This window comes from Mesorhizobium sp. B2-1-3A, from assembly GCF_006442655.1.
Classification (GTDB): Bacteria; Pseudomonadota; Alphaproteobacteria; order Rhizobiales; family Rhizobiaceae; genus Mesorhizobium.
Map to the genome: position 1 here is coordinate 656,440 of NZ_VFWK01000005.1, position 14,617 is coordinate 671,056.

11 protein-coding genes are annotated in these 14,617 nt (G+C 58.9%); 2 read left to right on the plus strand and 9 right to left on the minus strand.

Annotated features, from left to right (window positions below):
- Positions 1-117: 117 nt before the first annotated feature.
- The 3 genes from FJ977_RS23480 to FJ977_RS23490 form a co-directional block, all read right to left on the minus strand.
- On the minus strand, positions 118-2,241 hold the full coding sequence (locus FJ977_RS23480) for a ParB/RepB/Spo0J family partition protein (RefSeq protein WP_140774541.1): 2,124 nt from the start codon (positions 2,239-2,241) through the stop codon (positions 118-120).
- Between the two features lie 238 nt (positions 2,242-2,479).
- Positions 2,480-3,442, minus strand: a complete 963-nt coding sequence (locus FJ977_RS23485) for a zincin-like metallopeptidase domain-containing protein (protein WP_140774542.1) — start codon at positions 3,440-3,442, stop codon at positions 2,480-2,482.
- A 512-nt stretch (positions 3,443-3,954) separates the two neighbouring features.
- A complete protein-coding gene (locus FJ977_RS23490; protein WP_140774543.1) occupies positions 3,955-4,911 on the minus strand; it encodes a magnesium transporter CorA family protein in 957 nt (318 codons plus the stop codon).
- Between the two features lie 123 nt (positions 4,912-5,034).
- Here FJ977_RS23490 and FJ977_RS23495 point away from each other — a divergent pair, with 123 nt between their 5' ends.
- Both FJ977_RS23495 and FJ977_RS23500 read left to right on the plus strand, forming a co-directional pair.
- The gene (locus tag FJ977_RS23495; protein ID WP_140774544.1) at positions 5,035-5,373 is read left to right on the plus strand and encodes a cupin domain-containing protein; all 339 of its coding nucleotides are present in this window, start codon (positions 5,035-5,037) and stop codon (positions 5,371-5,373) included.
- A 202-nt stretch (positions 5,374-5,575) separates the two neighbouring features.
- Positions 5,576-5,866, plus strand: a complete 291-nt coding sequence (locus FJ977_RS23500) for a hypothetical protein (protein ID WP_140774545.1) — start codon at positions 5,576-5,578, stop codon at positions 5,864-5,866.
- A 543-nt stretch (positions 5,867-6,409) separates the two neighbouring features.
- Here FJ977_RS23500 and FJ977_RS23505 read toward each other — a convergent pair.
- The 6 genes from FJ977_RS23505 to FJ977_RS23555 all read right to left on the minus strand — a co-directional run bounded on the left by FJ977_RS23505 (position 6,410) and on the right by FJ977_RS23555 (position 14,448).
- On the minus strand, positions 6,410-6,613 hold the full coding sequence (locus tag FJ977_RS23505; RefSeq protein ID WP_140774546.1) for a hypothetical protein: 204 nt from the start codon (positions 6,611-6,613) through the stop codon (positions 6,410-6,412).
- A gap of 97 nt (positions 6,614-6,710) precedes the next feature.
- Complete coding sequence (locus FJ977_RS36790) at positions 6,711-7,298, minus strand: CatB-related O-acetyltransferase (protein ID WP_140774547.1); 588 nt, start codon at positions 7,296-7,298, stop codon at positions 6,711-6,713.
- A 1,299-nt stretch (positions 7,299-8,597) separates the two neighbouring features.
- On the minus strand, positions 8,598-8,813 hold the full coding sequence (locus tag FJ977_RS23520; RefSeq protein ID WP_140774549.1) for a hypothetical protein: 216 nt from the start codon (positions 8,811-8,813) through the stop codon (positions 8,598-8,600).
- A 217-nt stretch (positions 8,814-9,030) separates the two neighbouring features.
- A complete protein-coding gene (locus tag FJ977_RS36400; protein WP_244735374.1) occupies positions 9,031-9,432 on the minus strand; it encodes an SOS response-associated peptidase family protein in 402 nt (133 codons plus the stop codon).
- 303 nt (positions 9,433-9,735) lie between these two features.
- Positions 9,736-9,951, minus strand: a complete 216-nt coding sequence (locus tag FJ977_RS23535) for a DUF768 domain-containing protein (RefSeq protein WP_140774551.1) — start codon at positions 9,949-9,951, stop codon at positions 9,736-9,738.
- 4,161 nt (positions 9,952-14,112) lie between these two features.
- A complete protein-coding gene (locus FJ977_RS23555) occupies positions 14,113-14,448 on the minus strand; it encodes a hypothetical protein (RefSeq protein ID WP_140774553.1) in 336 nt (111 codons plus the stop codon).
- Positions 14,449-14,617: the final 169 nt, after the last annotated feature.

The window sequence follows — 14,617 nt, forward strand, 5'->3', positions numbered from 1 at the left end:
GCTCTCTCTGACCGCACGGGCTCAACCCGTCCCGGCCGGACACTCACTCTCAACACAGCACGCAAAAACACCCGGCCCCCTTGCGAGAGCCGGGCGATCGGCGCGGTAAGAAGTCAGCTACTCGGCAGCGTCTAGCCGTTTTTCTTCCTGGTCGGCCAATACGGCATCGTTGTCACTTGCCAGGAATTCAGGCAGAGCTTCATCTTCGTCGCCAGCGTTGGTGTCGATTGCTTTGAGATCACCGTCGGCAAGCCGCAGAGGCTCGGGCAGCCAGCCGCTATCGGCCAGCAGGCGTTCGGCTTCCTTGGCCATGTCGCCCTTCTTCAGGTGATTGATGAGCTGTGAGGCGCCCTCGCCAGCACCCTCCCGGACGGCTTCGAGGATACGCGCCTTGGTGACGCGGCCAAGGTAGTTGCCGACAGTGGGGCGCCATCCGGCGTCAATCATGTCGAGCCCCACGGCCCGGGCAAGGTGATTGGCATCGGCAAGCCGCTGCTGGACGCCGTGCGTTGAGATGGCCCCGTTGCCGTAGCGATCAGCCCTTTCGTAAAGTGCGTTGACGCCAAAGGATGAGCAATGGGCGAACAGTTCAGCTTGCTCGGTGCCTGTCAGTGCAGAGAGCGCGTCCCACAGGTCGGCGACGTCAGTTGGAAGACGCTTTTCCCAGGCCTCGTGGCGGGCCTGGATCGAGCGCGCATAGGTCGTGTCGCGAAGCCCTTCGGACTGGACTGGAAAGACCGTGCCGCGGACAAAGACTTCCATCGCCACGCCTTGCGCCCTGTAGCGAGAGAACAGGTCGCGGACAAACTTATGAAGCACAGCCAAAAAGGCGGTTGCGGAATCGTTTGCGAGCTTGTCGCGCAGAGCCAGTGTGCGATCGGCGGTCAGTTCCATGACCAGGCGATCCGGCAAAGGCTTGTGGCCATCCTCCTCATCCTCATCAGGGTCGGCCAGCTGGCCACCGATGGTGATGACGGCCCGCTGAACCGAGCCAGTCGCTTGGACGTCGGACCCGTCGACGCCGGGATCGGTGCCGGCCTCGGGCGTGGTAGGTGCTTCATCCTCCGCCCTAACAAATCCGCGCTCGACCAGAAGCGCCCCGTCCATATCGATGCTGACGAAGACACCCGCACGCGCGATTTCCGTGGGATCGAAGCGGACGGGACGCGCCTCGATCGACTTGATCGCGGTTTCGATCTCGCCAAATCGCTGGTCGACGTCATCCGGCAACTCGTCGGCCTCCTCGTACTGCGTCTGAAGTTTGTCGAACTCCTCACGGAGCGCATCGAGCGTTGCTTGCTCGTCGCTGGTGAGATCGATCGGCGTGCCGTCGAGCTCGCGCAAGCCATTTGCCGCGCCATAGGGAAAACTCACGGCGACTTCGATCCACTTCCAGCCCTCATTGGCGATTTCGTCGGCCATCATCTGCAGCTTTTCGGTGACCAGCCGTTCAAGCAGCGGGACGTCCTGCAGCCACCCGCCATCGTCCGACTGGAACAGATCGCGCAGCACGTCGCCGCCTGCCGTCTCATAGGCTTCCAGGCCGACGAAGACAGCCCGCTTGTCGGAGGCGCGGACGGTGTTCTCGGTCAGCATGCGGCGGATTTGGTACGGCTCTTTCGACCAGCTGTTCTTGATCGCGTCCCAGACGAGTTCCTGTCGGGCGTGGTTGTTGCTGACGGAGAATGCTTCGAGCTGGGCGATCGTCATGCCGTCATCGGCGTAAATCTCAAGAAGCGCCGGCGACACTGCAGTCAGCTTGAGGCGCTGTTTTACTGCGTTGGTTGAGATGAAGAACGCGGCTGCGATTTCCTCGTCCGACATGCCGCCATCCAGCATGTCCTTGAACGCGCGATATTGATCAAGGGGATGGAGCGGCGCGTGTTCGATGTTCTCGGCGAGGGAGATCTCCTGCGCCAGGATCGGGCCCGACGGATTGCTGACGACGCAGGGAACGGACGCGGTTTTCGCGAGACGTTTCTGGTTCACAAGCATCTCGAGCGCGCGATAACGGCGTCCGCCGGCGGGGACTTCGAACATTCCTGTTCCCTCGCCGCCAGCATCGAGCACGGGACGAACATGAATGCTCTGGATCAGACCGCGGCGGGCGATCGATTCCGCGAGTTCCTCTATCGAGACTCCAGCCTTGATACGTCTGACATTGGTTTGGGCGAGCACCAGCTTGTTGAAAGGAATATCGCGCGAAGGCGACAGGGTGATCTTCTGAACGGCGTTGGCCATCGATGTTTCTCCGCGACGGGCCGCCGAGAGCCTCTCTCTCAGTCTTGAACCCGTCACGAAATCCCTCCAACCCTCTCCCTCTCCTGCCAGCACGATCCGGCACGCCGTCGATCGACCGCCGACGTGGCACGGCGGGCACGCTTGCGAAAGGCTGTGGCGGTGAACGCGGTTTCCGCTTGAAACGATGGTGAGCGGCGTGGCCGACCGGACGGCCCGTGAGGTTTCCGGTCAACGATGGTTATGCAGCCCTTCTATCGTTGCCTTCGCCCAACTCGATTGATGCTTCGACCTTTTCCGGTAGGTGGCCTAGAAGCCACTCGGCCGCCTTGCTGGCTTGGCTGGCTGCACGAACGATGGCACGATTGTCCTCGCGTAGAACCTCTAGCCATGAGCCAATATAGTCCGCATGCCGAACCGTGGGCACGACGCCCAGGGCCGCGCAGCAGAAGGCCGCGTTGATCTCGGCCACGAGTTCCTCGAACGCGTATTCTCTCGAGGCGGTAGAGCCGGAGGATTTGCGATCCAGGCGTGAACTGTGGCCAGTGGCATGTCCGAGCTCATGCAAGGCTGTCCGATGCCAATTGATCGGCTCGAAGTAAGCCTGGGGCGGGGGCACCTGGATATAATCGTGAGTAGGCACATAGAACGCCTTGTCGCCGCCAATACGGAAATCGATAGCGGTGGCCTTGATCAGCGCCTCGACGCGCGGTTCGATCGGGCTTGCCACCGGCGGCGCAGCCGAGGCTGCCACTTCGTCAGGTAGTCCTTCACATTGCTCGATGTTGAAAACGGTGAAGCGCTTGAGGAACGGTATGGCCTGGGCATCCTCACCCGTGTCGCGAGCGCGCTTCTTCTCGTGGTCCGGGACAAAACGATCGGCATAAACGACCGTTGTCCCGTGCTCGCCTCGGCGGACGTTGCCACCGAGCGCGAAAGCTTGTCGATAGGTTATCCAACTCTGTGTTGGGAATCCACGTTCGACCACGGCACCCCAGAGGATAAGCACGTTGATCCCGCTATACGCGCGACGCGTACTGGCGTTCTGCGGCAGGGAGAGCGACGCTTTTGCCACGGAAGTCCCCCATGGCTGAACCCAGGGAAAACGACCCGCTTCCAGTTCAGCTATTATTTTGCCGGTGATCTCGTCGTAGAGGTTCGACCGGTCGGCGCCGGCGTGGGTTCGATTGGTCTGGACAGACATCGCGGTTCTCCGCGACGGGCGCAGAAGGCCTCTCCTTCCGCATTCAACCCGTCGCGAAAAAACCGACCCTTCTCTAACTCTCCGTCGGGAGAGCGCCTCCTCTCCCGACCAATGTGAAAAAGGGCGTACAAGGCGGAAGCATCGAAATGTCCGCCGGCGGGAATTGGTCAGTTCGGCGCTGGAGCAGGTTCGTGGCCCTGAGACCGGCTAAACAGGGCGGCCGAAGGAGCATCAGCATAGCGCCGCCGTGAGGCGGGATGCGGGACCGACAGCCCCCGGTGAAGGGCGCCATATGAAGCTGGCTCGGGCGACCATCAAGCCCTGCGATGTCTCCTCATGGAACGAAAACGGGGGCGCTCGAACTCGTCACGGCGCAAGTGGAAATCAAAGCGCTACGACCATGCTCACGCCCGCTGAGTGACAGGCGCTATCGTTGGCGGAGGCTGCGCGGGGATGGAGATATGACGGATGACGAGGTCCAAGAAAGTGCACTTCAGCTTTCGCATCCCTTCTCAGAACCATCCCCTCCATTTGAACCATACGAGTGGCGCAATCGCGCTCAGGGCGATTAAAGCCAGGCCATAGGGATAGCCGTAGACCCAGTCATATTCTGGAATGAACTTGAAGTTCATGCCGTAGATACCTGCAATCAGCGTCGGAGGAATGCCGACGATCGAAACGATCGTGAGGATCTTGAAGATGTCGTTCTGGGCAATCCCGATCAATCCAACGATGGCATCAAGCAGGAATTGCACTTTGTCGGACAGGTGAACTTCGTAGTCGTTCAACGAAGCGACGTCCTGTTTCAGGTCGGCCATACGCGGCTTCAATTTTCCGTCGTCCCATTCTGCGGTCATTTCACAAGCAAAATCGACAGCCCGGCCCAGAGCAAGAAGCACGTCCCGCTTTTCCGAAAGAATGTCTCCCAGCCGACCGACCTGGCGCAATCGGGCGCGCACAAGCTTGTTGGAGCGTACGGATTTCCGGCCCTGCCCGTCGGGCGCGTGGAAGGCGGTTGTCGACAGGCTTCGCAACTCCGTCGCCGCCTCTTCCAGGCCGTCGGCCAGGCGATCGATGAGTTCGCTACATAAATCGATGAACACCTCAAGGCTCGAACCTGGACGTTCCGCAGGCTTGTCAAAACGTGAGGCCACCGCATCAAAAGCCGGAAGGGCGGTGAACCGGACCGTGACCAAGAGCTTGCGCGTAAGGATGAAACCGACCGGCGCGATCTGCGGACCGACGCCTTCGGCATGTGTCACCATGGGAACGCTCATGGAGAGGACACCGTCGCGGGTTCTCAGCCGACTTGAACTTTCGATCTCGCTTAGACTTTCGCGACTTGGCACGTCGACACCGGCAGTCTTTTTGACCTCGGCAATCTCCGCAGGTTGCGGATCTTCTAGATCGCACCAAATCGGCCTGGCCTGGGCCTTTCGAGCATCGCTTTGCGGATATAGGCTCAACATCTAACGTGCGGCCCCTTCAGCGAGCGCAAAGTCGTGGCTACCATGCCGAGACCGCTCCGGGGCGAGGCAACGCGATCGGGCCCGGCGACGTTAAGGCATTGCGTAATCGGGGAAGATAGATCAATGGCCGACAAAACCAATCTCTTCTCAATTGCAGTGCAAGCCGCCGGGGCAAGCCAGTACCGGAACGTCGTGGTTGCCGCATTGAACGACCATGTCCTTCGCCTCAGCGTTATGACCGAACCGTACGGGCTGCATTCCCACCCAGATTCAGATGAAATCTTTGTCGGTATAGACAGGACGGCCCTCATCGAATTCGAGGATTCGTCGGTTGAACTTGGCCCGGCCGATTTGGTAACCGTCCCCAAGGGTGTCATTCACAAGACAAGGCCTCTGGGAGACCGATCGGTCAACCTCAAGATAGAGCCGGCCAACCTTGAGACGCGTTGGGTCGAGATCTGACTTTATACCCCCCGCGCGAGCACCGCGGCGCTATCGTCATCGCTTCACCCGGGTTCGAGACGTTCGCATAATCCATCCGCACGAGCCTGTGCTGAAACCAGCAGTGACGGCGTTTGCCTTCCAGCATCCAGCGGACCGCGCAACCGACCATGCTTGGGAACGCAACGCCTCGACGGACATTGGTTGGTAACAGGAGATGTCGATGCCAAAGTTCCGCTTTGAAACCACCGAATTCGACCAGACCACGATATCCGTGGAAGAGTTGGCGAGCTCAGACCTGGCTAGCCCGCGAGCAGTCGAAAGGGCTCACGCGGCACTTGTCGCGGGTGCTCCCACTGGCCTCGATCAATCCGGATCGGTCACAAGGGTCTATGACGAGGCGGGCTATCTGGTCGCTACAGTCAATTATTCAGATGTGGTTTTCGACAATTCACCCTTGAGGGAAACCAGCGAGCCGCCGACGGAGGAGCCGGGCGTCATGCGGTCTGGCTAATCGCGCCGCCTTTCCAACTTGGAGCATCTATCTCGCGAGGAGGAAGGTCGACCCTTGAAGGCATCGGTTTCGGCGGCAGCGCTCATCGCCGTCGCGCTGCTATTCTCTATTCCGCGGAAGGTTACGTGCCGCATGTTTCAGGAGCGGCGTCGATACTGGCGAGGTTAGCGTATTGGCGCTCCGGAATTGAAGCAGTAGTGGCATCCACTGACTGGCGCGCCGCGCTCGGTGGTTTGGTTGAGTTGGGCAACAGCATGACCTGGAACCGCATAACTCTGTGTTGTGCTTAGCGGTAAATTTTGGGCAGATCGGCGTTGTCTCGTACTGCTCCTATGTCTGGCTCGCGATGCGAGAAATTGCGAAGGCGGCGGAGGCTTCTGATCTTCGGCGGGGGATCTTTGTGGGGATGATCCTAATCCTGGCTTGGGGCCTGGTAGAGATCATTGTTCTCACGCCCGCATTCGAACTCCTGCTGGCTGCTCTTTACATCTTTGCGGTCAATCGAAATTCCGGAAAGGAGCCAGCCTAAGAGCAATTCTAGCGTCAATTCGGCTTCCGCAGCGCATTCAGCACCATATCCGCATCGTTTGCGTCGCCGCTGAACACAACCTGCCACAGACCATCCACCAGCCTCACGTACCCGCCATCATAGGTGTGGATCTCGCCTGCCTTGGCGGCAACGTGATCGCGTAGGCCGGAGCGCAATTCCGCCCACGGCTTCGGCAGCTTTACCCAGTTTCGTTTCATCGGCCCGCTCCCCGGCGCCGACCATAGCCAATCTCTAAATGAAGGAACATCCCATGGGCCTGAATACGGGCGACACCCAGCTTATCGTAGACGACAGCTAAGAGCCGTTAGAGTGGGCTGCAATGAAGGCGTCTATCGGCCCAAAGAAGCGAGGCTGTTCGGCTATGATCTTCTCGTCGCTCCACTCCCACCATCGGATTTCGAGCAAGCTCTCGATCTGGGCGTCGGTAAATCTGCTGCGGATGAACCTGGCGGGATTTCCAGCCACGATCGCGTAAGACGCCACGTCCTTCGTTACGATCGAGCCGGCCCCGACGACGGCGCCGTCTCCAATCCGTATTCCTGGCATGATGATTGCACGTCGGCCGATCCATACGTCGTTGCCAATTTCGGTCGGTCCGGCTGGCACCAAATCTTCGAAGAAGCCCATCGTCTTAGTGATGTGAACTTGGAATGCATAAGTTGAGACCAAGTGCATCGGATGATTGGCGCGGCAAAGGAACAGCGCTTCGTCGGCGATGGAGCAGAATGCTCCTATCCGTAGCGGGGAAGTTTCGTCACAGCCAAATATGTTGCTTGGCTTTGTGTAGAACTCCGTTTTTCTCCCTATTGATGCATGCAGCGGAATTGCGTCGGGTTTTCGTCTGAGCCCGAGCGCGGTCCGAAGTTTCCTTGCAAAGCCCATTTGCGTCTAAGCCACAGTTACTGGTCAGTTCGGTTTGCGAAGCGTGTCCGTGACGAGAGCGCCATCATTGCTGGGCCCGCTCGCCTTTGACCTCCCACAGCCCATCAACGCCGCACAGGCAAGACGGTTGCCGATCAGGATCGATCGCACCGTGGCGCCTAGCTGCGCTGTGAAGCTTACACCCGAGCGGAATGCGACCTGCATACAAACGCTGGCGCAGCGCGCCGTGCCGAACTGAAATAGGGCAAACGGCCAATGGCGGATGATATGGCAAACAGTGTGGTAGACAAAGAACTTGAACCAATGGAGATTCAAAGCTGAGCGTCCGCGATCGAGAAGGTCCTCCACCGCAACGGTGGAAAGCTCGCCGCTTGCTTGTGGGGTGAGACGGGGACACGTCCCGTCAATTGATCAGCCAGCAACCAACTCCGCCTCCGATCGTTGATCGCCGCTGGATGATCCCAGCACTCCCAACTTGCCCGCTACCAAGACCTCTCCGGTGGCGGCCCTTTTTTGTGATCGACAGAATGTGATCCAGCCTTATTATTGGCTTCGTCGAGAAGTTTCTGAGCCTCTTCCGGACTAAGTCCGCACTTGCGGGCAAAGTATCGGGCCTCGGTGGTAATCTCGAGATCGGCGACGCTTCCGGTGACTGGTTTTTGCTTCTTTCCCACGGCTCGAATCATAGCATAAAGCGAGCAACCAACCCATTGGCGCAAAGCGGAGTACCACGCATATATTGTCCGCCGATCTCCCCGACGGACAGCGGGCCTTTTTGCTTATAAGCGGAACCTAATATGCGGGCCGCAAGTTAGCGATGACGCGGCCCGACTCCTTTAGCGGCCTCGCCGCTCGCCAAGCTGCGGAACTTGGTCGGCCCGTGCGTTGCTTGGACAGGGCGCGGGCCACGCTAAGCCGCCCGTCGATGTTAGGGAAGAGCCATGGCAATCATAAAAGCCTCTCCCGCCGTGCCATCGGTAGAGCTTGGCTGTTCCTTGGGCGAATGGCACGTAACGATCACCGAACGGAAGGGCAATGCGTATTCAAGAGTTTTCGCGATTGAGGCGGATGCTCTGTACTTCGCGGATGGGCAACTCACCAGGCTGGGGTTGTCGTCTACAACACGCATCTAGGCCTGGCGCGGTGTCCTGCGCCGTTCGGAAACAAGAGCCCATTGGTCCCCCGGCTGAATGAATACCCAAACCCAAGCAAACGAGGCTGTTACCGTTGCGGTGTCGTTAGTTCCGGCTCGCAAACAGCCGCTGGCTCGGGTCGGCGGGCTTTCTTGTCGCGGCGATTCTATTCCTGGAGCCTCGGAAATATAATAATTGTGGCGCCATCTTCCAGCTCCAACGGCTCGTGCCTTGGCCCTTCATGGTAATAAACCTGACGCAAGTCGCGTTGGTCGACCTTCTGGCCGCAATAAGGGCATTGGTAGAAATGCTGCTTTTCCGGGATGTCCCCGCCGTGCAGCTTGCCGGGGGTTGGCGGCCCCAGGTCAGAGAGCATCGTCATGACGGGATCAACATACCATCGACAAGGCTGGAACATAAGCTGGTGGAGATCGAAATTGATGACCGATGAGCACACGCGGCATCAACTTCCTGGATCATTGGGCCGGTAACATCCCTGAAGCCGCACGCTGTACGATAGATGATTGTGAAAAAGGAGAACTGCGACCAAGATAATATTCCTATGGCTTCTCAACGTCGAATGCGTGGCTGGCCCACACCTATTTCGTCGATGATGTCGCGCGTGTTGCGAGTGCCCACATAGGCGATCGGCCATATTTCATCAGGTCGGATGGATACGGTTTCAACAGGTCCGATGGATCCGACTGCGGCCCAAGCCAGCGCATGTAGTCCTCGGGCGCCAGGCTGACAGGCATCCGATCTTGGATGGTCGCCATCAGTTCGTTCGGCTCGCAGGGCGCAATGGCAAAGGTGCGGACAAACCCGGCTGTCGCCTTGTCGGCATACTCTTTCCAGATGCCGGCCATGGCGAAGGGCTCGCCCGACCTCATGGCGATGGCATAGGGCTGCTTCTTCTTGCCCGGTGCATCGAGCTTTTGCCACTCGAAACAGCCGTCCACCGGCACCTTGCAGCGCCTTGAAGTGTAACCCTTAAGGAACATGCCGCTGGTCGCGATTGTCTAGCAACGCGCGTTGACGCGCGCGGACGGCCGCTGCCATCGCGCGCCCATCCGGGAACCAGTCCCCACTTGGCTGACATGAAGCGGGCCATGGATGTGGAAAGCTCTTCGCGGATGATGATCGGATAGGTGTCGGCCGGGCGACCATTCCAGACCGGCCTCGCCAGGGGTGGGAAAACTCGAACGCCGCACCATGTCGGCGACGCATGCACAAAGCACCGTCCTACCGCTGCGGAAGACCAAAATGGGAACGCTTGGGAAACGAGTCAATCGGTGCGTATCAGGTCAAGGCATAGCATCGTGCCTGGCCATTGCTTCGGCGATGACCTCGAACACGCTCGGGACTTCCTCGCTGATTTCCGTGCTGGCGATGCCCGCCTTTCGCGCGGCTTCCAGCGCTCGATCAGCAAGGGCGCCGATCGCTATTGGATCGTCAGTTATGGTATCGGGCAGGTTTTCAGCCATCCACTCGTCAAGAAAGTTGATGCCGCGCTTGCTCATGGAGCATTAAGCTCGCGACTGGCCTTCGGTTCCGACTCCTTCGCTGCGAGACGTTGCGCCCTCAATCTCGCTGTCTTTGCTTCCCTGGCTCTGCGCTCCGCGTCCAAAATAGCTTTGCATTCACGGTCAGCCCTTTCGATTTTTTCGCGGTCAACCTTTCGTCGGGTCATGACTGCCTCCTCGGGTCTGTCGGGCCCAAGAAAGCTTGATTATTAAAATGGTTCCCAGCGAAATTTTCCGCCGGATCCATCATTTGTTATTGAGCGCATCGGATGTATTTCGTTCCACGAACTGCGGCTTCAACAGAGGAGGTTGAATAGACAAGATGCCGACCCGCATCCTGGAAGGGGTTCTTGAACCTGAGGACGTCGATATGTGCAAACGAGTTTTTGACCATGCCTGCCGCGACTTAGGTCTGGACCCTTCGTCGATCGACAACCAAATCCTGGCAGCTCGAATTCTCGCCCTATTTCGGAGTGGGGTCCGTGAGGAGCGGTCGCTCTTAGCGGCGGTGGTCAGGCAACGACCGTAGGTTGGCAACCGCTTTCCGCAGTCTGATGCGAGGCATCGCTGCAACAAAGACCTGATCTGGACGTTGCGCGTCTGGATTAACGCCTGGGAGCGCTATAGTGCCTAAATATCATGTCGAGGAGATGGACGGCGATGCCGTTACCGCAACGCACGTTGTTAATGCGACCACGCCTTTAAGGGCCGCCCGGGAAGCAACTGAGCGCGAAGTTAACCTGCGCACCAACGAGCCTATATGGGTCCGCGTGACCGACGAACAGCGTGGCCACGTCTTTGAGTATAGTTTCAGCCTCTAGGTACGAGCCGACGAGGCAGGCCGGAGCCGGCGGACAGGTGCAACTGGAATGGGTAACGGCAAACGGGCGCTTGAACGGATCTATCACGCATCGGTGCGGGCATCGACAGATATTGCGCGAACGCGAACAACGCGTGCACAGCGGCCGATTGACAGGAATAATATATCCACTAGCTATCCCGGCGGGCATTCACCAGTCCAGCTTTGCGCAGCTTAGCCAGATGATGGGTAGGGACGCTTGTGAAAGGTCAAAGCCCAGCTTGTCTAACAACACGTTTACCCGGGTTCGCCATCGAGACGATGGGCCAAGATCAATAATCTGATCGGATGCCCGACCGCCTCCAAGAAATCAGCTACCCCTTCGAATTTGGCCACGAATTCTGTCGAAACCATTTTACCCGATGCCGTCGCGCTAGAAGTCCGTGTGAACGGTAAGATGGGTTCGATTCGGCCGAAAGGGATGGCCATGCGACCGTTCGACGAGTTAAGGCCGCTTAAGGGCCTCCTGCAAGGCAAGACGGATTTCTGACGATTGACGCGCTCACTATCCGATGGCCATCATCTCCCAAAAAGGAGACCGCGCCACTCGAACGCTCGTTCTCGCCGAAGACAAAGACTGGCGACTCCGCTTCTCCCCATCGGAGATGCACCTTTATGTCGAGCATGCTCTCGGTGGCGTGGGTCCCGATCCAACGGACCGAACCACCGCTGACGATTTCTTGGCGTGGAGGCCCCGAGGGGCGTTGCACCGGAGGCGCTCGATCCCTTCTTGGCGGTCTTGCTCTCGGTCTTCGATCGACAAGAAAAAGCCCGCCGGCCGGAGCCAGCGGGTGTGGTTTCACCTTACCAGGCGCTTAGGTATTCTGAACTGGTGAGACAGGAATGGCCTGCGCAGTGATCGTCGGCAGGCGCTGGTGCTTGGTCAGAACCGGCTTTTCATACGTCTTCTTCATTATATGCTCCTCGCTTACCCTCGCCGGCAAACTGCCTTGCGTTGGCGCCGGCTGTCAACCTACGGCCACCGATCACAAGTTCAGCTGCCAGCAAAAAGCCGGATGCCGTGAACAGCCCAACAACCGTGAATATCACCAGCCGCATTCGACGCCCCTCCCCGCGTTTCGCCTGATGCCGTCTAGCATAAGGCACGGGAAGGCCCGCCACTGCGAAAACAGTGACTGACGGGTTCTCTTTTGCCCGCTCGGTCGAAGGACAACCGAGCGGATATTCGATCTCATGGGCGAGAATTGGTTCCCGATAACTGGTGGACAATAGCGGCGCCGGCGGAGTTGCGGGCCATGACCTCTTCGTCGTCCGGCCTGCCGATCCCCCAGCCGATCACTCCGAGCAACAACCCGCCCAGCAGCATCCCAAGGAGAGGCTTCCCTATCGCAGCTTTCGCTCTAATTTTGACCATGTTCTCACCATCGCAGGATGGCCCGCGACACCTTGGGGATGCGCGGGCCGACCAAGTTTGCCCTTGGTCAGCAGCGCGACCAAGGGACGGGCGCTGCATATGCCTCAACCTGCTAGTTACCGCGCTGTTCCGGTGTGCTGATAAGATAAAAAGCCCGCTGCTCAGGGGAGAGCAGCGGGCGAGCTATGGAACTGCCGCAAAGGATCGGCGAGCCGATTTCTAGCACCGATTCATCATTTGTGTCACCGAGCGGAAGGTACAAAAGGCCCGCAATCGCAAAGCACAGCAACGATCGCGACGCGTTGGAGTTGGCGGCGAAGGCTCTTAAAGGTCAGTGATGACCAAGCTATCAGACCTTGGACCACCGATCCCCGGGAAGCGCCACGGAAGCGAGCCAGTAGAGAGGAAGAAACTGAGACCCTGTCCGAGTTGCGGTCAGGCAGTCGATCAGCGCGACTTGCGCGAGGTGTCGGCACGAAGAGCCAGGGCATGAGTCGCTAAGCCAAGGACGGCGCCAGGATCATCAGGCTCCCGGGGGCGCCGGTAATAGGGGCCGTGTCCGGGCCGGAAATCAGACCAGCCATAATCAAAAGGCCATGAAAAACAGCATCACAAGGGCGACGAGCAGCATCCTCACAGCACGCCGGCCAGGGGCGCAACTAACGTGTGACGGGCAAAACCCGCCTGCACGCCAACCCTATATGTTAGAGAGGACCGGTGGGGGCCGTAGGACCTCTTGGGCGAGTGGGACCCGTTGGGCCAGTGGGACCTGTAATCCCGGAAGCGCCAGGGGTGGCGGTGACACTCGACAGCCGGTCCTTTCTTACCAGTGTCAGACGAGCGTAACTCTTTCGCATTGAACCCCCTTCTGCAAAACCCAGCCACAGATGGCGTCCTCGCTCCGGGCCTGCCAATCATACAAACTAAAATTGAAAAGACGCACCGCTGTGAGGGGAGATCTGCGGGCAAAAAAGAGTAACCCGCCACGGGTCTGAAGTCAGCGACGGGCTCTTGTTTGTCCGCTTAGACGAGGGACGACCAGGCACTTTGAGAACCGTTCAACAAAAAGCCCGCCGGCCGGAACCAGCGGGCTGATGCTGTCGTTTCGAAAATCACTCAGTCTAGAAGAGAGGAGGAGGAGGTGGCGGTGGCGACACTGCTTGAGCTACAACGCTCGACAGCTTCTCGCGCTTGGTGAGTTCAGGCTTTTGGTAAGCTTTCTTCATGGATATCCCCCGGTTGGCCCTCAAGCCGGCAAAGTGCCTTCCGCAACGTGAGCTGGTCGACCCGAGAACACGAAAAGCCCGCCACCACGAAAATGGTGACGGGCCTTGTTTGTCCGCTCGGCGGAGGGAACACCGAGCACTTTGAGAACTTCCCCCGGCGTGATCGGTTCCAACAAAAAGCCCGTGCAGGGAAGGCAGCGGCAAGTTTGGGGAGTACTGAATGGAAAGTACAGCGCTTCAATACCCTTGGTGCTCTACCGGTTCCGCTGGCTCCTCGGCAATGTTCCCTTGGTCCAAAAAAACCCACCCTTCGGCAGAGGAGACGAGGTACGCAGTCAAGTGGGCCCGCCGCAATGGCGGTAGAAGCGGGCCCGGCTAAGAGCAAATCCCCGTAGCCGCAGCGGAGGATGCCGCACCGCAAGAACCAGCCTGCGAATGTCAGGTTCCGCTTATGGGCAAAAAAGGCCCGCTGTCCCTTGGGGGAGATCAGCGGGCAAGTTCAGGAGTGCTGGGATCACAAACCCAGCGTTAGTCAACGGGCGGCGGTGGAGCTGGTTGCGATCATCTTTCACCGGCATTTTTAACTTGCGAGACATTTCTTGCGCGTTGATGCCATGGTAAGCCGACCACAAGGACGTGGGTGCCGCACCGTCTCAGAATTTAGGCATATCCGGCCCCGGTACGCTGGCGCCTGGTAGCTAGGTCTCGTCAAACCGACCTTCCCGGGTCGGATGACGGGTGATGGCGGCCTCTTCTTCATCGTCAGGCAATGCGTCGTCGCTGTTCTGATACGGGTTGTCATCGTCTTCCTCGACAACTTCGCCATCCATTTGAATACCGGTATTGGTTTCGGCTGTTGCGAGATTGTCGTCGCGTTCGGATTCGATGCCGATGGTCTCGCCCTCGCCATGGACCTGATCACGATCCCAGTCGTTCGTCTTGTCGGGCGTTTTGACGACCGCTTCTCGAGTCTCCCGGTCTGTGTCCTTGCGGGTGTTGGGGCCGGGCATATCGCGCGATGATTTCGGGTGCATGGCATGGTTCTCCTTTGAAGCCAAACCACTTCAGACATTCAAGGTTCCCTCACCCACCGCGCTGCACTCGCCAAATGTCGTCCACTACGCCGTGACCAGCGATGCAAGCGCCGTCGCACCCATCCCGCAGGGGCGCCAAGCCCCGTCAGCTTCCAGCGCGTCACCTCGG

Excerpts from the sequence above, each read along its gene's own strand:
- FJ977_RS23480 (WP_140774541.1), bottom strand. The coding sequence starts at position 2,241 with ATGGCCAACGCCGTTCAGAAGATCACCCTGTCGCCTTCGCGCGATATT.
- FJ977_RS23485 (WP_140774542.1), bottom strand. The coding sequence starts at position 3,442 with ATGTCTGTCCAGACCAATCGAACCCACGCCGGCGCCGACCGGTCGAAC.
- FJ977_RS23490 (WP_140774543.1), bottom strand. The coding sequence starts at position 4,911 with ATGTTGAGCCTATATCCGCAAAGCGATGCTCGAAAGGCCCAGGCCAGG.
- FJ977_RS23495 (WP_140774544.1), top strand. The coding sequence starts at position 5,035 with ATGGCCGACAAAACCAATCTCTTCTCAATTGCAGTGCAAGCCGCCGGG.
- FJ977_RS23500 (WP_140774545.1), top strand. The coding sequence starts at position 5,576 with ATGCCAAAGTTCCGCTTTGAAACCACCGAATTCGACCAGACCACGATA.
- FJ977_RS23505 (WP_140774546.1), bottom strand. The coding sequence starts at position 6,613 with ATGAAACGAAACTGGGTAAAGCTGCCGAAGCCGTGGGCGGAATTGCGC.
- FJ977_RS36790 (WP_140774547.1), bottom strand. The coding sequence starts at position 7,298 with ATGGGCTTTGCAAGGAAACTTCGGACCGCGCTCGGGCTCAGACGAAAA.
- FJ977_RS23520 (WP_140774549.1), bottom strand. The coding sequence starts at position 8,813 with ATGACGATGCTCTCTGACCTGGGGCCGCCAACCCCCGGCAAGCTGCAC.
- FJ977_RS36400 (WP_244735374.1), bottom strand. The coding sequence starts at position 9,432 with ATGTTCCTTAAGGGTTACACTTCAAGGCGCTGCAAGGTGCCGGTGGAC.
- FJ977_RS23535 (WP_140774551.1), bottom strand. The coding sequence starts at position 9,951 with ATGAGCAAGCGCGGCATCAACTTTCTTGACGAGTGGATGGCTGAAAAC.
- FJ977_RS23555 (WP_140774553.1), bottom strand. The coding sequence starts at position 14,448 with ATGCACCCGAAATCATCGCGCGATATGCCCGGCCCCAACACCCGCAAG.